The organism is Bradyrhizobium dasycarpum (assembly GCF_042019905.1).
In the GTDB taxonomy this organism is placed as follows: Bacteria; Pseudomonadota; Alphaproteobacteria; order Rhizobiales; family Xanthobacteraceae; genus Bradyrhizobium; species Bradyrhizobium japonicum_B.
On sequence record NZ_CP169574.1, the window covers coordinates 1,742,030 to 1,759,830 of the forward strand.

15 protein-coding genes and 3 pseudogenes are annotated in these 17,801 nt (G+C 65.0%); 7 read left to right on the top strand and 11 right to left on the bottom strand.

The features are described from left to right. Positions 1-135 precede the first annotated feature (135 nt). Positions 136-1,380, top strand: a complete 1,245-nt coding sequence (locus ACETMP_RS08750; protein WP_375160625.1) for an MFS transporter — start codon at positions 136-138, stop codon at positions 1,378-1,380. 115 nt (positions 1,381-1,495) lie between these two features. On the opposite strand, the gene ACETMP_RS08755 is transcribed toward ACETMP_RS08750, so the two are convergent. Next, entirely contained in the window at positions 1,496-2,755 is a 1,260-nt protein-coding gene (locus ACETMP_RS08755) for an adenylate/guanylate cyclase domain-containing protein (protein WP_375160626.1), read from the bottom strand. Positions 2,756-2,924: 169 nt separating this feature from the next. Here ACETMP_RS08755 and ACETMP_RS08760 point away from each other — a divergent pair, with 169 nt between their 5' ends. After that, positions 2,925-4,082 carry an MFS transporter gene (locus ACETMP_RS08760; RefSeq protein WP_375160627.1) on the top strand — a complete coding sequence of 386 codons (1,158 nt, stop codon included), beginning with the start codon at positions 2,925-2,927 and terminating at the stop codon, positions 4,080-4,082. 13 nt (positions 4,083-4,095) lie between these two features. Here ACETMP_RS08760 and dmeF read toward each other — a convergent pair whose 3' ends face one another. Continuing rightward, positions 4,096-5,073 (bottom strand): CDF family Co(II)/Ni(II) efflux transporter DmeF, encoded by a 978-nt coding sequence (gene dmeF / locus ACETMP_RS08765; protein ID WP_375160628.1) that lies wholly within the window; start codon positions 5,071-5,073, stop codon positions 4,096-4,098. 196 nt (positions 5,074-5,269) lie between these two features. Between dmeF and ACETMP_RS08770 the strand changes: the two genes are divergently transcribed. From ACETMP_RS08770 to chrA, 4 genes and pseudogenes are all read left to right on the top strand, one after another. Then, the gene (locus ACETMP_RS08770) at positions 5,270-5,638 is read left to right on the top strand and encodes a rhodanese-like domain-containing protein (RefSeq protein WP_375160629.1); all 369 of its coding nucleotides are present in this window, start codon (positions 5,270-5,272) and stop codon (positions 5,636-5,638) included. After that, a pseudogene (locus tag ACETMP_RS08775) lies at positions 5,635-5,688 on the top strand (chromate resistance protein ChrB domain-containing protein); the annotation flags it as partial. The gene ACETMP_RS08770 and the pseudogene ACETMP_RS08775, both read left to right, overlap by 4 nt. 31 nt (positions 5,689-5,719) lie before the next feature. Beyond that, on the top strand, positions 5,720-6,076 hold the full coding sequence (locus ACETMP_RS08780) for a chromate resistance protein ChrB domain-containing protein (RefSeq protein ID WP_375160630.1): 357 nt from the start codon (positions 5,720-5,722) through the stop codon (positions 6,074-6,076). Continuing rightward, positions 6,076-7,460: pseudogene (gene chrA / locus ACETMP_RS08785) on the top strand (chromate efflux transporter). Before ACETMP_RS08780 ends, chrA begins: the two are co-directional and overlap by 1 nt. Before the next feature lie 65 nt (positions 7,461-7,525). Here chrA and ACETMP_RS08790 read toward each other — a convergent pair. Both ACETMP_RS08790 and ACETMP_RS08795 read right to left on the bottom strand, forming a co-directional pair. Then, positions 7,526-7,777: a helix-turn-helix domain-containing protein gene (locus ACETMP_RS08790; protein WP_375161867.1), complete on the bottom strand. Its 252-nt coding sequence runs from the start codon at positions 7,775-7,777 to the stop codon at positions 7,526-7,528. A 180-nt stretch (positions 7,778-7,957) separates the two neighbouring features. After that, positions 7,958-8,418, bottom strand: a pseudogene (locus ACETMP_RS08795) (AraC family transcriptional regulator); the annotation flags it as partial. Between the two features lie 214 nt (positions 8,419-8,632). On the opposite strand from ACETMP_RS08795, the gene ACETMP_RS08800 reads away from it, so the two are divergent. Then, entirely contained in the window at positions 8,633-9,388 is a 756-nt protein-coding gene (locus ACETMP_RS08800; RefSeq protein ID WP_375160631.1) for an SDR family NAD(P)-dependent oxidoreductase, read from the top strand. A 299-nt stretch (positions 9,389-9,687) separates the two neighbouring features. Here ACETMP_RS08800 and ACETMP_RS08805 read toward each other — a convergent pair whose 3' ends face one another. The 7 genes from ACETMP_RS08805 to ACETMP_RS08835 all read right to left on the bottom strand — a co-directional run bounded on the left by ACETMP_RS08805 (position 9,688) and on the right by ACETMP_RS08835 (position 17,487). Beyond that, positions 9,688-9,987 carry an EthD family reductase gene (locus ACETMP_RS08805; RefSeq protein WP_375160632.1) on the bottom strand — a complete coding sequence of 100 codons (300 nt, stop codon included), beginning with the start codon at positions 9,985-9,987 and terminating at the stop codon, positions 9,688-9,690. Positions 9,988-10,223: 236 nt separating this feature from the next. Next, a complete protein-coding gene (locus ACETMP_RS08810; RefSeq protein WP_375160633.1) occupies positions 10,224-10,754 on the bottom strand; it encodes a VOC family protein in 531 nt (176 codons plus the stop codon). Positions 10,755-10,857: 103 nt separating this feature from the next. Then, positions 10,858-11,706: an alpha/beta fold hydrolase gene (locus ACETMP_RS08815; protein ID WP_375160634.1), complete on the bottom strand. Its 849-nt coding sequence runs from the start codon at positions 11,704-11,706 to the stop codon at positions 10,858-10,860. Positions 11,707-11,757: 51 nt separating this feature from the next. Next, a complete protein-coding gene (locus ACETMP_RS08820; protein ID WP_375160635.1) occupies positions 11,758-12,582 on the bottom strand; it encodes an oxidoreductase in 825 nt (274 codons plus the stop codon). An 83-nt stretch (positions 12,583-12,665) separates the two neighbouring features. Beyond that, positions 12,666-13,274 carry a TetR/AcrR family transcriptional regulator gene (locus tag ACETMP_RS08825; RefSeq protein WP_375160636.1) on the bottom strand — a complete coding sequence of 203 codons (609 nt, stop codon included), beginning with the start codon at positions 13,272-13,274 and terminating at the stop codon, positions 12,666-12,668. A 1,113-nt stretch (positions 13,275-14,387) separates the two neighbouring features. Then, complete coding sequence (locus ACETMP_RS08830) at positions 14,388-15,932, bottom strand: GMC family oxidoreductase (protein ID WP_375160637.1); 1,545 nt, start codon at positions 15,930-15,932, stop codon at positions 14,388-14,390. A gap of 4 nt (positions 15,933-15,936) precedes the next feature. Beyond that, positions 15,937-17,487 (bottom strand): ABC transporter substrate-binding protein, encoded by a 1,551-nt coding sequence (locus ACETMP_RS08835; protein ID WP_375160638.1) that lies wholly within the window; start codon positions 17,485-17,487, stop codon positions 15,937-15,939. Positions 17,488-17,801: the final 314 nt, after the last annotated feature.

A 17,801-nucleotide genomic window follows, 5' to 3' on the forward strand; every position in this document is an offset into this window, starting at 1 on the left:
ACTCATTTGCAACTGCATCTGGTGGCATGGGCTCTCGGCCTGGCTGTCATCTGCCCTCCTTGTCGGGAAGCGGGTGGGTTTGGCCGCCCCCGGCGCCGAATACTGGCGCCAACCCGACTTTGCAGGACATGAGCCATGTCAAACCCGCCTCGCCTCCCCGACACCTTCAGCCGCCTCGCCTGGTCCAACCTCGCGGCGCAGTCGGCCGAACAGATCGCCCTGGCGGCCGCCCCCATCGTCGCGGTGCTCACGCTCGGGGTCGCGGAAGGCCAGACCGGCCTGTTGCAGACCGCGCTGACCCTGCCCTTCGTGCTGTTCGCCATTCCCGCCGGCCTGCTCGCCGACCGCATCTCGCGCCGCTCGCTGATGGCAGGAGCCGAGGCGCTGCGGGCCGTGGCGCTCGCGGCTATCGTGCTGCTGCTCGCGCTCGGCGCGCTCAATCTGCCGCTGCTGGCGCTGCTCGGCTTCGCGGCAGTGTGCGGCACCGTGGTCTACAGCGTGGCCGCGCCGGCGCTGGTGCCCTCGCTGGTGAGCGCCGAGCTGTTGCCGGCGGCCAATGCGCGGATCGAGCTGGCGCGCACCGTCGCCTTCGCCAGCGGACCTGCGCTCGGCGGCGCACTGGTGGGCTGGTGGGGCGCGAGCCCGGCCTTCGGCTTCGCCGCGGCGCTGTCGGCGATCGCGGTGGTGCTGCTATCCGGCATCTTCGAACCCGCCCGCGCAGCGGCGCCGCGCCGCCATCCGCTCCAGGACATCCGCGAAGGCGCGGCATTCGTGTTTCACCATCCGCTGCTGCGGCCGGTGTTCATCACCCAATTCATCTTCAACACCGGCTGGTTCCTGCAGATCGCCGTGTTCGTGCCCTATGCCGTGCGTCATCTCGGCCTCACCGCCGCGGGCGTCGGCACGGTGCTGACGATGTACGGCGTCGGCATGGTGATCGGCGCGCTGCTCGCCACCCGCGTGATGCGGCGCATCGCCTTCGGCACCGTGGTCGGCCTCGGCCCGGTCACCGGCCTCGTTGCCGCGGTCGTGATGGCGCTGACGGTGCTGGTCCCCTCGCCCTGGCTCGCGGCCTTGAGCTTCTTCCTGCTCGGCGTCGGGCCGATCCTGTGGGTGATCTCGACCACGACGCTGCGCCAGTCGGTGACGCCGCCGCGCCTGCTCGGACGCGTCTCCGCCATCAACATCATGAGCTATGGCGCCCGCCCGCTCGGTTCAGTGCTGGGCGCGGTGGTCGGCGGGCTCTGGAGCGCGGAAGCATGCCTCTATCTGGCAGCCGCCGTGTTCGGCGTGCAGGCCCTGGTGATCTGGCTCTCGCCGGCCGTGGCGCTCGACCGGCAGCCGGACATGGTGGGGGACGAAGTGGCGGCGCAATGCTGACCACGCCGTCATTGCGAGCGAAGCGAAGCAATCCAGAATCTTTCCACGGAGACAGTCTGGATTGCTTCGTCGCAAGAGCTCCTCGCAATGACGGAGTATGTCGAAACAGCGAGGCCTAACCGGCCAGATAGCGCTCGTAGCTTCCCGTCACCGGCTCGCTTGCGTCGACCTCGGGATCGAGGGTGTAGAGATCCTGCGCACGGCCGATGCCGCGCAGCGCATAGCGGCCGGTGGAGACGAGATAGCGGCGCCCGGCGGCATCGAGACCCTGGTAGAACTCGGACGACGCCAGCAGCTCGCGGTCGACCGAGCGGCTCATCGCGGCGATGCGGCTGACCTCGTTCACGGTCGGACCGACCACGGTGAAATCGAGCCGGTCCTCGCTGCCGATATTGCCGTAGAAGACCTGGCCGACATGCAGGCCGATATAGGCTGACGTGGTCGGCCGCCCCTCCGTTGCCCGGCGGGCATTGAGCGCCGCGATATTCTTGCGGAACAGGTGCTCGGCGCGCAGCGCCGCCCGCCGCGCATCCGCCATGTCCTCGCCCCAGAACATGGCAAGCACGCCGTCGCCGATCAGCTTGAGCACATCGCCGCCGGCCTCGTGGATGGCGTCGATCACGGCCTGCGCATAGTCGTTGAGGAACGGGATGATCTCGTCCGGGCCGATGCTCTCGCTGATCCCGGTCGAGCCGCGCAGATCGGAGTACCAGAGCACGGCATTGATGCGCTCGGTGACGCCGCGCGAGATGCGTCCGCGCAGCACCTGCTCGGAGGCGTCGCGGCCGAGATAGACCCGGCCGAGCGTGCGCACGATGTCGAATTGTTGTGCTGACTTGATCGCGAGACCGAGCACGGGCACGAGATCGCGGAGCGCAGCGAGTTCGGCCTCGGTGAAGCCGTCGTCCCGCCGCGTCGTCCAGTAGGAGTAGAGACAGTCCATCTGCCCGAGCGCTCCGCTCTCGCCGAAGCGGTGCACGAAAGCCAGGAAGTGGCGGTGGCCGTTTTCGGCGAGGTCGCCGATCTGCGAGAAATCCAGCGACGGCGCCTCAGCGAGATCGATCACCATCTCGTCGTCGCCATGCTCGAGCAAATGATAGAACACCGAGCGGCGCCAGTTCTTGGCCGCGTCGCCCTCCGCCGTCGAGCCGTATTCGATGACGTCGCTCTCGTTGCTCGGCGTATCGCTCCAGCGGAACGCGCGGCCCTCGTAGATCGGATGCAGCGTGTCGATGATCACGAGGCCGCGCGACAGCTCGAGCCCTTCGTCGCAGCAGCGCTCGCAGAAGCCGCGCAGCAGTTCCTGTTCGGGCAGGCCCGTGAGCCCCTGGCTCGCGATCCAGTTTATCAAGGAAAGGCGGGAAGCTGTTTGCATGCGCTATTATGGCGTGCATTCGTGACGGACGAAAGGCGCAAAGCCGCGCACGCAAGGCTCCCCGTCCCGCGCAGGTCGAATATGCCGAGGCTGCGGTTGACGCCCTCGCCGCACGGGAGCAAATGCCGACGATGATGATTTTGTCGGCCAGAATCGGAAGCACGCGCCGATGAGCCAGCGGCAGCTTCCGATCATCCTGGCGCTGGGCACCACGCAGACCCTGGCCTGGGCCTCGAGCTATTACCTGCCGGCGCTGATCGCCGATCCCATGGCGCGCGACCTCGGCGTCTCCTCCAACTGGATCTTCGGCGCGTTCTCGGCCTCGCTGGTGATCTCGGCGATGCTCGGCCCGCGCATCGGGCGGCAGATCGACCTCGTCGGCGGCCGCCAGGTGCTGTCGGTCTCGAACCTGACCATCGCTGGCGGTCTCGTTCTGCTCGGGCTCTCGCAGTCCGTCGCTGTGATGGCGATCGCCTGGCTCGTGCTCGGCATCGGCATGGCGATGGGGCTTTACGACGCCGCCTTCGCCGCGCTGGGGCGCATCTACGGCACCGAGGCGCGCAGGCCCATCACCGGCATCACGCTGATGGCGGGCTTTGCGTCCACCGTCGGCTGGCCGCTCACCGCCTGGGGCCTTGCCCATATCGGCTGGCGCGAGACCTGCTTTGCCTGGGCTGCCGCCAACATCCTGATCGGCCTGCCGCTCAATTTCTTCATGCTGCCGGCGATCAAGGGCGCCAAGCAGGCGGCGGCCACGGCCGAGAAGCCGCATTTGCCGCTCGACCGCACCATGCTCCTGCTCGCCTTCATCTTCGCGGCGGTCTGGACCGTCACCGGCGCCATGGCCGCGCATTTCCCCCGCATCCTGGAGGCAACAGGCGCAACGCCGGCCGAGGCAATCGCGGCCGGCGCCCTGATCGGCCCGGCGCAAGTCGGTGCACGCATGTTGGAGGCGGGCTACCTCAGCCGTTTCCATCCGCTGTGGTCGACGCGGCTGGCCAGCCTCACCCATCCGATCGGCGCGGTGATCGTGGCGATCTTCGGCGGCGCCGCGGCGAGCGCGTTCGCGCTGTTCCACGGCTCGGGCAACGGCATCCTGACGATCGCGCGCGGCACCCTGCCGCTGTCGATCTTCGGCCCGAAGGATTTCGGCTACCGTCTCGGCATCATCGGCGCGCCCGCCCGCATGGCGCAGGCGGTGGCGCCGCTGGCCTTCGGCCTCTTGATTGATCTCATGGGCGCCAAGGTGCTGATCGTCTCCTCCGCGCTCAGCCTCTCGGCGCTGGCCGCGCTGTTCCTGATCCGCACCAGGCCGCTGCCGGATTGAGCGTCGAAGCCGCTTAATGCGGGCAGGTCTCGACCTCCACCGTGACGTGGCTGAGGCCCTTCAGCCCCGCTAGCCGCCGCTTGTAGACGGCCGGCTGCTTCGGCTTGTCCGACACCACCGAGAGCAGCACGGCACAATGGCCGGGGCCGACCTGCCAGAGATGCAGATCGGTGACGCGGTCGTCGCCGACCTCCATGCGCGCGCGGATCACCCGCTCCAGCTTCTCGTCGGCCCGCACGTCGAGCAGCACCGCCCCCGATGACTTGATCAGGCCGAACGCCCAGCTCGCGATCACGACGCTGCCGATCAGGCCTACGGCCGGATCGGCCCAGACCCAGCCCGAAACCATGGCGACCGCCAGCGCGGCGATCGCCAGCACCGAGGTCGCGGCATCGGTCATGACATGGACATAGGCCGCGCGCAGGTTGTTGTCGTGATGATGGCGGTGATGGCCATGGTGATGGTGATCGTGGTCATGATCGTCGTGGTCATCGTGCGCATGGCCATGGTCGTGATGGTGATGGTGATGGTCGTGGCTGCCGCGCAGCAGCCAGGCGCTGGCGAGGTTGACGCCGAGGCCGAGAACGGCCACCGCGATCGCCTCGCCATAGACGATCGGCACCGGATTGATCAGCCGCAGCACGCTCTCATAGGCGATCTCGACCGCGATCAGGCCCAGGATGACCGCGCTGGCGAAGGCGGCGAGGTCGCCGAACTTGCCGGTGCCGAAGGTGAAATGCGCATTGCCCAGATGCCGGCGGGCGAAGCGGTAGGCAAAGGCGGCGATGCCGAGCGCGGCGGCATGCGTGCCCATGTGCCAGCCGTCGGCGAGCAGCGCCATCGAGCCGAACAGCGAGCCGGCCACGATCTCGCCGACCATCATGACCAGCGTCAGCACCACAACGAGCCAGGTGCGCCGCTCGTTCGCGTCGTGCTGCTCGCCCAGGAAGGCGTGGTCATGGGTCCATTGTTCGATGGAATGGGAATGCATCGAATTCTCCGGAAGATTCAGGTCTGCCGGCGCGCAATATAGACGGCGGGCACCAATTTTCTAAGGTCCAATCGTCCTGCGGATTGACAGTGCAACTTAGTTTCGCTGTAATCGGGGCCATGGGGATTTGAGCGATCTCCCCACGAGGCGACAAGCCCAAGCATCGCGTCCCGTTCGTTTGTTGCGAGGACGCATCATGTCACCATTCACGACCATATCATCCGACAAATTGGCACGGTTGATCGGCACCGCGAACACGCCTGCCCTGATCGACGTGCGCACCGAGGAGGATTTTGCCGCCGACCGGCGGCTGATCCCCGGCTCCATCAAGCTCAGCCACGAGAATGTGACGGACTGGGGCGGCGACTTCGCCGGCCGCCGGGCCGTCGTCGCATGCTTCCGCGGTGAGAAGCTCGCCCAGGGCACCGCGGCCTGGCTGCGCCAGCTCGGCGTCGAGGCCGAGACGCTGGAGGAGGCTTCGAGGGCTGGAAAGCGGCCAAGCTGCCGCTGGTCGACGCGCGAAAACTGCCGCCACGCGATGCCGGCGGGCGTACCGTCTGGGTGACGCGGGCGCGGCCGAAGGTCGACCGCATCGCCTGCCCCTGGCTGATCCGCCGCTTCGTTGATCCGGGCGCGGTGTTCCTCTATGTCGCCCCCTCCGAGGTGGTCGCGGTCAGCGAACGCTTCGTTCGACATCGAGAACGTGTTCTGGAGCCACCGCGGCGAGCTCTGTACCTTCGACGTCATGATCGAGGAGTTCGGCATCGCCACCCCGGCCCTGCTCCGGCTCGCGACGCTGGTGCGCGGCGCCGACACCGCACGGCCGGATCTGGCGCCGGAGGCGCCGGGCCTGCTCGCGGCCTCGCTCGGGCTGTCGCGGATGTATGACGACGACCTCGCCCAGATCGAGGCCGGCATGACGCTGTATGATGCCTTCTACCGCTGGTGCCGCGATGCTACGGCCGAGACCCACAACTGGCCGACCAACAAGGTGAAGGCTTGATGGACATCCGCAACGTTCAAGCAGGAGCTGATGCCGGTCACGGCATCAGCTTCAACGAGGCATTCCGCGTCTGGCTTCGCGTCGCCTGTCTGAGCTTCGGCGGGCCCGCGGGCCAGATCGCGGTGATGCACCGCATCCTGGTCGAGGAGAAGAAGTGGATCTCCGAAGGCCGCTTCCTGCATGCGCTGAACTATTGCATGCTGCTGCCGGGCCCGGAGGCGCAGCAGCTCGCCACCTATGTCGGCTGGCTGATGCACCGCACCGCCGGCGGACTGATGGCGGGGGGCTGTTCATCCTGCCCGGCATCATCGCCATCATGGGCCTCAGCTACGTCTACGCGGCTTTCGGCAATGTCAGCTTCGTCGAGGCGCTGTTCTTCGGCCTCAAGGCCGCCGTGCTCGCCATCGTGGTCGAGGCCGTGGTTCGCGTCGGCAAGCGCGCGCTGAAGAACCGCATCATGATCGCGATTGCGGCCGCGGCCTTCGTCGCGATCTTCTTCTTCGCGGTGCCCTTCCCGATCATCGTCATCGCCGCCGGCCTGATCGGCTATGCCGGCGCGCGCGGCGGCCGGCCGGAATTCGCACCAAGCGGTCACGGCCCTGGCGGCGGCAGCGCCGCAATCGACAGCATGCTCGGCGAAGCCGTGCCCGACCACGTCAAGCCCGACACCGCGCGCGCGATCCGTGTCGGTGCGCTGTGGCTGGCGCTGTGGCTGGTGCCGGTCATCGTGCTGTTGCTTGCGCTCGGGCACGGCAGCGTCTTCAGCCAGATCGCGCTGTTCTTCTCGAAGATGGCGCTCGTCACCTTCGGCGGCGCCTATGCCGTGCTGGCCTATGTCGCCCAGCAGGCGGTCGAGCATTATCACTGGCTGAAGCCGCACGAGATGCTGGACGGCCTCGGCATGGCCGAGACCACGCCGGGCCCGTTGATCATGGTGCTGCAGTTCGTCGGCTTCATGGCGGCCTACCGCGACCCGAGCGGGCTGTCGCCGATGCTCGCGGCCACGCTCGGCGGCCTGCTCGCGACCTGGGTCACCTTCACGCCCTGCTTCCTCTGGATCTTCGTCGGCGCGCCCTACATCGAGCGCCTGCGCGGCAACATTGGCCTTGCCGGCGCGCTCAGCGCGATCACCGCGGCCGTGGTCGGGGTGATCCTCAACCTCTCGATCTGGTTCGCCCTGCACACGCTGTTTCGCGAGACGGTGCCGGTGCAGGCGTTTCCGCTGAATTTCGATAGCCCGGTGCTGACGAGCGTCGATATCCCCGCGCTGCTGCTGGCGATTGCGGCGGCGACGGCGATCTTCCGGTTCAAGCTGGGGATGCTGACGGTGCTAGCCGGAAGCTGCGCGGCGGGCGTGGCGCTGAGGCTGGCGGGGGTGATTTAGGAAGAGGAGATCGCCGCTACGCCATCGGCCTTGCGTGTCCCGGGTGGTCGATCGCCCGGCTCGGCTCAGGCTGCGGTGTCCAGCTGACCGAGCGCGGCCTTGATGTCCTTGGCAGGCGGCAGCCCGAACAAGCGCCCATATTCTCTCGTGAACTGCGAGACGCTTTCGTAACCTACCCCGAAGGCCGCGCTGCTCACGTCGGAGCCCTCCGACAACATCATCCGACGCGCCTCGATGAGCCGCAGCTGCTTCTGAAATTGCAGGGGACTGAGCGATGTCATCGCCCGGAAGTGCTGGTGAAACGAGGACGGACTCATGGCAGCCGCTTCCGCCAGGCGTTCGACGCGCAGCGGCCTTGCATATTCGGAACGAATGATCGCGACGGCGCGCGCGATGCGTTGCGCGTGGCTGTCGGGGACCCCGAGAGCCCTGATCGCCGCGCCGTGTCGACCCGCCAGCAGCCAATAGTGGATCTCGCGAACGAACTGAGATTGCAGAACCGGCAGGGATGACGGGCGCTCGAGCAGCCGCATCAAGCGGAGCGCGGCATCGGCAACCTCGGATTCGGTCGGATCGACGCGCACGTGAATGCCTTGCTGCTCGGGAGCAAGGTTCATCTCCACGATCAGGCTCGCGATCACCGCCGGGTCGAGCTCAACGACCAGGGAAAAATATGGGGCCTTTACGCTGGCGCGGGTAATCTGGCTGACGGTCGGCACATCCGCCGAGATCAGGAGCGACTCCCCGCGCCGAAATCGAAGCTGTGCGATCCCAGTGTCACGCGTTTACGGCCCTGCAGGACGAGCGCAACGAGCGGGCGGTTGATCGCGTATTGAAGCTGGCCCTGCGTCAGGGCCCGTATGGCCGTAAGGCCCGGGATCGGCGTTCTGGCCGTGCCGTTCTGGTCGGAATGCAAGTCCGCATAGCGGCGAACAGTTTCGAGCAAGGTCGTTGTCATTCCGCGAATTTATACCAGCCGCGGGCTCCGGCAACCGGACATGGCCGGCCTGCTCCAACTTTGGGCATGTGCATTGATCGTTCAAAGCAGCGACGGCCCGGCCTGAGCGGTGCTCGCGGTCATTTGGAGGAATAGGCAAGAAGGCTCAAGGATCCGGCAACTCGAATGCCGCGGTGCGTGCCACCTTCGCCGTGCCAAACGAAGGAGACATCACATGGCTAAAATTGCAATCGTCACCGGTGCGAGCCGCGGCCTTGGCCGCAACATGGCCGTCAACATCGCGCGCAAGGGCAGCGATGTCATCATCACCTATCGGAGCCGTGCGGATCTCGCGGAGAGTGCCGTTTCCGAGATCGAGGCGCTGGGACGCCGGGCCGTCGCCTTTCAACTGGACAGCGCCGACGTCGCCGGATTTCCCACCTTCGCGCGAAGACTCGCTCAGACGCTGAAGGAGACATTTGGCCGCGAGAGCTTCGACTACCTCGTGCACAATGCCGGCGACGGCCTCTTCGCTCCGCTCAGCGAGACCACCGAAGCGCAGTTCGATCAGCAGATGAACCTCCATGTCAAAGGCGTATTCTTCCTCACCCAGGCCCTGTTGCCGCTGATGGCGGACGGTGGCTCGATCGTCACCATCGGCAGCGGCTTGACGCGCGTCACCTATCCGGGCTTCGCCGTCTACACCATGGCGAAGGCCGCCGCCGACATGATGGCGGTCTGCATGGCCAGGGAGCTTGGGTCGCGTGGCATCCGCGTCAACAGCGTTGCGCCCGGCGCGATCGAAACCGACTTTGGTGGTGGCCTGGTGCGCGACAGTCCCGACGTGAACAAGCAATTCGCCGCCATGACTGCTCTGGGCCGCGTTGGTGTCCCCGATGATATCGGTCCGATGATCGCGAGCCTGCTGAGTGAGGACAATCGCTGGGTTACGGGGCAACGGATCGAAGTATCAGGCGGTCAGACGATCTGAACGCCGAACATGCCCCACGGACAAGCAAAGGCCGCTGCAAGAGCTTGCGGCGGCCTTTGTGGGCCAGGTTCTATGGGGCCTCGGTTCCGTCTAGTGCGTAGGATGGGTTGAGCTCTTGCGAAACCCATCATGCGTCGTCACCGGAGGACGGATTGATGGGTTTCGCTTACGCTCAACCCATCCTACCAGGTGCACGGCGGCTTTGGGACGGCCAGAAGCGGAAGTCCGCTGGGTCTCAGACTTGAGACTGCGATACGAAATTGATGTGTGACCGCCCTATGCATCGCGCCAGCAGGTCATCAGAGCGGGGCTGCGATCATTCGGGAAACCTTCGCGTCAGTGAACCGGGGCACGTCGGCCATGACTGCGCCTGTTTCGGCGGATGCAAGGGCAGCGTTAAGCGCAGCCTCATCGCGAAACCGATAAACTCCCACGGAAACATCTACCGCATCGCCGTCTCGGGGGAAGAAGGCGGCGGCACTTTCGAGGCCGTGCTTCTGCCAGCTTGCGAGTGCCAACGGTAGGTGCACATCGACGTAATAGTCGCGATCGAAAAATGTGCCGCCGCTGCAGGTCACTATCATTGTTGCATTTGTCATAAGCCGGCTTTCTGACTCATCAAGATGGATTTCAAGATGGATTGTAGACTTCTAGAACCCTGCGCCGTTTTCACTTGGGGCGCCGCAGCTGTTTATAATCACGATTGAGCATATCCGGGTCAGACAGCGGGCCCGATGGACCGCTGTCTCCAAAAGGTACGTGCAGGCTCCGGCGCCGAGACGGGCCATGCATCTGGCATGTCGACTATTCGAAGCCGGTGCCCTCCCCGCTCCTCTCAGTCCTCGTCTTGCCACCTCCGCAAGTCCGTTTGATCGTGGTAGGGCATGCGGTCGGGCGTGGTGATGAATTCCATCGTCGTGCCCCAAGGCATCTGGCAGTAGCAGACCTTGTTGCCGGGGCCTTTCTCCGTCGCATAGGGGATCGCCCGCGGTGCCGTGAGCGGCATTCCACCCGCCTTCTGGAATCGCTCGACGGATGCGTCGATGTCGTCGGTGTAGAGAGCGAAGTGCGTGATGCCGAAGTCGCTCGCCCGGATCGGCTTGACTTGCTCGGGACCGTGCATTTCGAAGAGCTCGATATCGGGTCCCGTTCCGATCTTGACCATCGCCTGCGCACGCACAACCGTTCCGGGAAAGGCGCCGACGGCCCGCTCGAATTCGGGTCCCTGCCGCGGCGAATCCTGCGGTCCGAAAGACTGGTAGATCACCTGGCCGCCGAAAGCTTCCACCAGGAACGATTTTGCTGCTTCGATGTCGGGCACCGTGATGCCGATATGATTGACGCCGCGAATGACGGGTGCGGTCATGACAGTCTCCTTTGCTATTTGTTAGATTCATCGCAATCGCCGCAGGCGCGATCTGCCCGCAGCCTCGCGATCCGCCCGGCCCACGCGGCGCGGGCGCCGGGTTTCAATTGGCCTTGTGGAACTCGATCAGAGCGGCTGCGACTTCATCCGGCCGCTCGTCCGCGACATAGTGGCTGCACCGCGCGATCGAGCCGCCCCTCACATTGGTGGCGAACTCCTTGAGCATCGGCACCATCTGCGCACCGAACCGGTGGTCCCCACCGAGGCCAAGCACCGGTATTTCGAGCGGTTGCTTCTTGTACTCGAGCGCAGTCGCATGATCGGCCGCGAGGGTGCGGTACCATTCCATGCCGCCACGCGTGCGGCCAGGAAGCGCCATCGCCTTGGCGTAGATCTCGATGTCCGCCGGATTGAAGGTGCTGTGATCGTAGAACCGCTCTGCCATGAAGGTCGAAACATAGTCATATTCACGGCCATGAATCAGGCGCTCGGGCAGGTCCCGGTTCATATGGAAGCCGAAGTGCCAAAGCCTTGCGGCCGTCGCCTCCCATCCGGTCCAGCCGGGAAGCGGAACGTCGAGGACGGCCAGGTGGGTAACGGACTCCCGATAGATGGCGGCCTGCGGCAAGGCGACCATTCCGCCGATGTCATGTCCGCACACGCCGTAGCGTTCATGCCCCAGGGCTATCATCACTTCATGCGCGTCGCGCGCCATCGTCGCCTTGTCATAGCCGCCGAGCGGGCAGTCGGAAAAGCCCGCGCCGCGCAGATCCATGGCCACCACGCTGAAATGCTCAGCGAGCAGCGGCATCACCTTGTGCCATTCCCACCATGTTTCCGGCCAGCCGTGAAGCATGAGGATCGGCGGGCCTGAGCCTCCCGTGACGGCGTTGATCTTGATGCCATTCACCGGCACCAGTTGCTGGGTAAACCCCTTCAAAGTTGCGATCATGATCGCTTTCCAGTCAGATGTTGACGTCCAAACAGAGCTCGCGGCCAGCGCTCAGGGTTGGTCGAAATCGGTGGCGATCGTGATGTCGCGCCAGCCGTCGATATCGCTGCGGAAGGCAGCCAGCTTTCGCTCGGCGATCGCGTGCGCGATCGGGCCGAGCGGCAGATGAAGCGGGGCATCATCTGCGTCGACTGCCTGCAGGATCACCGCGACGGCCTTGTCGGGATCGCCCGCCTGATTGCCATTGTTGGTTTCGCGATAGTGCTTGCGCGAGCTCGTGGCGTATTCCGGCATCTCGTTGGCCGCCATCGTGATCGAACGGCCAAGAAAATCGATGCGAAACGGCCCAGGCTCGACGATCAGCACGCGGATGCCGAACGGCTTCAGTTCGCCTGCGAGCGCCTCGGAAATTCCTTCCACGGCGAACTTGGCGGCGTTGTAATAACCTCCGCCGCCCGCGCCCGCGATGCCTGCGCCGGACGACATGTTCACGATCGTTCCGCCCGAACGTCGCAGGATGGGCAAGGAGGCTCTGGTGGTTTCGATCAGACCGAAGACGTTCACCTCGAACATCGGCCGATATTCCTCGGGCGTGCCCTCCTCTATTGCGCCGAACAGCCCGTAGCCGGCATTGTTCACGAGCACGTCAAATCCGCCAAAGGTCTCGGCCGCTTTTGTGACCGCGGCCTTGACTGCCGCCGCATCGGTCACGTCGAGTGGCAAAGCGATCATGCGGCCACCGAAAGGCTCGGCCATTTCCTCGATCGCCTTGACGTTGCGGGCCGTCGCGATGACCTGATCGCCCCGCCGTGCTGCGGCGAGCGCAAGCCGCTGGCCGAAGCCGCTTGAGCAGCCTGTGATGAACCAAGTTTTCATGACCTCTTCTCCGAGTTGTTTTCAGACGACGGCAAGCGAACCACGACAATCATAATATAGACCAATCGGTTCCTAATTAGGCTTTAGAGAATAGTCTCCATCAGGAGATCGATATTTTTCAGCATTTCGTCGCGACGTGCTCCAACTTTTCCAAGAACCCTCATGCCCTGGGCATGGGAAACGATAAAGTGCGCTATAACCCTGGGGTCGCAGCTATTCCTGATTTCGCCGGCAGCCTGCCCTTTCGCTACCGTGGCAGCGAACAGGTCTTGGAGCCTGGTGAAAAGACGCTTGATCACGTCCGCGATGTCTGGATCTGCCGGCAACATCTCGACTGCGGTCAATACACCGAAACATCCGCGGACACCTTTGCTTCCAGAAGACAAATCCGCATACCGGACCAAAGCGTTGCGTATTGCCGCCTTCGGCGAAGGATCCGATCGAAGAACCTCTTGAACGTTTCGTACGCCATCGTCCGTATAGAGTTTGAGGGCGCGTAAGAAGACTGATTTCTTGTCGCCGAAAGCCTTGTAGAAGCTGCCCTTCGAAAGCTTCATTCCGGCAAGGAGGTCGGGCAACGATGTATCGTGATAGCCGCGATCCCAGAAGACCTGCATTGCCCGGGTGATCGCCTCGTCGAGATCAAACTCGCGGGGGCGACCTACGGGGAGTTGAGAATTGGCAGCTTTCATCCAATCAATATAGACCGAATGGTTCCGAATGCAAGCAGGAAAGAGCCGTTGTCCGAAAGCCGATATTCACGCCTCCGAGATCGAGAACAACTCCGAGCTCCCTCGGCTGTCGGGAAGACCGTTAACCGTCGGGCAAAACAGCCCGGTCAGTTTGACCAAGCCGCCTGTCAAGCCCCGCCCTGCAAAATATTCCACTTTACCGAAATTCGGATTTGTCGTACAAGCAAAACACCCTGGCCCGAGACGAGGGGCGGATCGCGATCGTCACGAACCGCGGGCTGGGCAGCGATGGACGCGACGGCGTCGGGCGTGATCGGCATTGCAGGGCGGGACACCGTGAGCGATGGCTTGCCGCGCATACGACACGGCGCTGTCAGCGTCTTCGCATGGCTCCGGGGGCGAGCACACGCCACCCCTCGGAGCGACATGCGAGGACGTGCGCGGACGGAGAAGTCGTGTGGTCCCGGCGCCCGGGGTTCTGGCGTCAAGCCTTTGCGGTGATGTGGCGGCCGACCGGCGCGCGCATCGACCAGCCGCAAGGCGACGGGGGCAATAGTGCAACGCTCCCCGAGGAGAGCACGAAGGACACCGTTAAAACCATTCGCGCAGGGAAGGCCGGGCGACCGGCAACACCTGTGGTCCACCCCGTGTGCATCTTCTATCGCGCACGGACTCGGGTGCCAGCCGGCGCCCGGCCTTCCCTGCGCCCTCGTCTATTTTGAAGGGCGCGCCATGAAGCAAGACTCGGGCGAAATGCGCCGCGAGAGGGCGAACCTGCGTCTGCTGTTTGAAGTGTGAATTGGAGAGCGAGGGCCTGGCCCCTTGCTCCGTCATTGCGAGGAGCTCGTGAGAAAATTGCGCAGCAATTTTGCACGGATGCGACGAAGCAATCCAGAATTCCTCTGCGAACGATTCTGGATTGCTTCGCTGGCTCGCAATGACGGTGTTGGTATTAACTTCCAAACACTCGGTGTCATCGCCCGGCTCGACCGGGCGATCCAGTACTCCGAGGCGGGCGTGATTGAGAAGAGAGGCCGCGGCGTACTGGATGCCCCGCCTTCGCGGGGCATGACACTGCTGTTGTGCCAGGGGACCGCCGCGAAGCCGTGCCCGCTACCTTATCATCATCCGTGCGATCGCTTCCCCGATCACCACCGTGGTGAAATGCGTATTGGCGCGGCAATCGGACGGCATGATCGAGGCGTCGGCGACGCGCAGGCCGGAAATGCCCTTCACCGTGCCGTCGGGATTGACCACGCCGTCGGGGTCATTGACGCCGCTCATGCGGCAGCTGCCGGCGGCGTGCTGGATGTCGCCGGTCTCCCGACGCAGCACCGCGTCGAGCTCGTGATCCGGCAGGCTGGCGGCCTGCGGCAGCGTCAGGTCGGTGTCGGTCAGCCGGATCCAGTCGGCGATGCCTGACAGCGCCGGCTGCGAGGTGATGACGGCGAGGCGTTTCACCGCATCCATCATCCGCAGCATGTCGCGGGGATCGGCCAGCATGTTCTCCTCGACGACGGGATCGATCGCGGGGTCGGTCGAGGCCAATTTGAGCGTGCCGCGGGAATACGCGTTGAACAGCCCGGCGCCAATCGCGCCTGCTACCCCGATGCCACGGTGATTGAACGCGATCAGGATCATGTCGCGCTTGCCGCCGTTGGCGAGGCCCGACGAGTAGGTCACGCAGCAATTGGTGTGCCGCGTATCGGGATCGGTGGGGCGAAGCTCCTCCCGGAGCTGGATCGTGGCGCGAAACAGCGGGTGGTCGAAGAAATGGCGGCCGACCGGCAGATCGCGCGCGACCGCGATCCCCATCGCCCGCAACTCCTCGGCGGGGCCAATGCCCGAGCGCAGCAGGATCGCCGGACTGTGAATGGCGCCGGCGCACAGCACGATCTGGCGCGCGCTGATCTCACTTGTGCCCTGCCCCTCGACATGAACGCGAACGCCGGTTGCGCGGCCGTCGCTGATCAGCACGCGATCGACCAGCGCATGGCCGCGGATCTCCAGATTGAGCGGCCGCGCGCCGGCCTCGAGATAACCCTCATTGGTGCTGATGCGGCGGCTGTCGCGGCTGTTGATGGGATAGCAGGCGACGCCCTCGCCGTCCGGGCCGTTGACATCGGCACACCAGGGATACCCGGCCGCGAGCGCCGCATCGCGCAAGCCGCGATCGATCGGACCCCACTTTTCGGGTGGCGCGCGATAGACCGGCAACGGCCCGCCGCTTCCGTGGCCCTCGGCGTTGCCGAATTCCAGATCGTCCTCGATCACGGAGAACAGCGGCATCACCTCCCTGGCCGACCAGCCGGTGCAACCATTAGCGGCCCATTCGTCGAAGGCGTCCGCAACACCGCGGATGGCGATCTGGCCGTTCATCATCGACGAGCCGCCGAGCCCCTTGCCGCGCCAGTAGAAGCGAGGCTCCTGGCCCGCCACCCGGCGCGTCAGAAGGTCAGGCCATTGCCATTTCTCCTGGTATTCGCGCTTGTGGATGATCGGGATCGGATTGGGCGTTCGCACTTCCCATGGCGCCTCGTCGGCGCGCCAGTCGCGCCCCGCTTCGAGCAGCAGCACGCGCCGTGCGGGATCCTCGGACAGCCGTGCCGCAACAGCGGCGCCGGCGGAGCCGCCGCCGACAACAATGACATCGTACATCGCGTTACTTCTCAACGTTCCAGAACACCGGGATGGCGGACGGTATCAGACCGCGCAGCGTCGCGCGATAGGCGGCCGGCTGCGCGAACTGGCCCCACGGAATTGCGGGTGCCTGATCGTACATGACGGCCTGGATCTCGCCCGCGATCTTCTTGCGGTCCTCCTCGGCCGGCGCCTTGGCGAAGGCTTCCATCAACGGCGTGATGCGCGCATCGCATTGCCAGCCGGTGAAGTCGGCGCAGTTGAAGGCAACCATGACGTTGGTCAGCGGCGACCCCAGGTCGAAGCCGCCGGCGTGAACGCCATAGGCGCTCCAGCCTTCCTTCTTGGCGCGGCGCGCCAGCACGCTCGCCCAATCCATCACCTGCAGATCGACGTTGAAGCCGGCAGCCTTCAGCCGTTCGGCGAGCACCTGCGCCGAGACGCGCGGGGCTTCGAGATCGTTGGCCTCCATGACGACGACGGGCTCGCCGGCATATTTGGTCGCCTTCAGCGCGGCCTTCGCCGCCTCGATCGATGGCTTTGCCGCCGCTTCGGTGCCGGCCTTGCTTTCATAAGTGGTGCCGCAGGTGAAGAACGTCGCGCACGGCGTGGCGTATTTGGCATCGAGCCCGAGCGCATCCAGCACCTCGCGCTGGTCGACCAGCTTCCACAGCACGCGCCGGATCGCGGGATCGTCGAACGGTTTCGACGCGGCGTTGAGGCGGTAGGCCCCTGCGAACATGTTGCCGCCGGTGAAGTTGACGAGCTTGACGCGGGAGTTCTTCTCCAGCTGCGGCAACAGATCGAACGGGGCGTATTGCATGAAGTCAATCTCGCCGGCCTGGAGCGCGGAGGCTGCGGTCGCACCGTCGGGAATGACGCAGATCTCGAGCGTGTCGACATTGACTCGCTTGCCGCCGGCGAGGAAGTCGGCGGGCTCGGGGCGCGGCACATAGTCGGCGAACTTCTTCAGGATCATGCGATCGCCGGTGCGGTGATCGGCCTTGCTGTAGACGAACGGGCCGGAACCGATGATCTCGGTGATGCGCTGATCGCCGGGCGTCTTGGCGATGCGCTCGGGCATCATGAAGGCGACGGGGCTGACCGGATTGCCGAGCGCATCGATGACAAGACCCGACGGCTCCTTCAGGGTCAGCACGAAGGTTTTGGCATCGGTGGGCTCGAGCGAAGCGGTGATCGCGAAGATGCGGCGGCCGAGCGCGCTGCGCGTGCCCCAGCGGCGCAGCGAGGCCACGCAATCGGCCGCGGTGACCGGCTGGCCATCATGCCACTTCAGGCCATCGCGCAGGGTGAAACTGTAGGTCAGGCCATCGGGCGAGACTTTCCAGTCCTGCACCATCTGCGGTTTGATGTCGCCCTTGGTGTCCTTCGCAAAGAGCGTATCGAACACCATGTAGCCAAACGTGCGCGAAATATAGGCTGTGGAGAAATGCGGATCGAGGGTGACGATTTCCGCCTCGAGCACCGCGACGAGATTCCCCGCCGCATGCGCAGGCGCCGCGGCCAGCGCGAGGCCGAACAGCGCGGGGATGAAAGACTTGAGTTTGAACATTGGTTTCTTCTTGCCTTGGCGAAACGGTTACGGTCGCCAGCAAAAAGCAATGTTCGTGCCCACACGGCAGAAGCACGTATGCGCACACGGCTATCAGCCGCGCGTTTGCGCGGATGTGCACTTCAGGGTTGGAGCGCAACTCCATCGCATCCCGTCATTGCGAGCGCAGCGACCGCCACCGCGAAAAGACTCTGGATTGCGTCGCTGCGCTCGCAAGACGATGTGGATGCAGTTGCGCACCAATCTCGTGCCCCGGACGCAGCGCAGCGCTTCTTCGGCGGTGCGCTGCTGAGCCGGGGCCCGTGTCTCCGAGT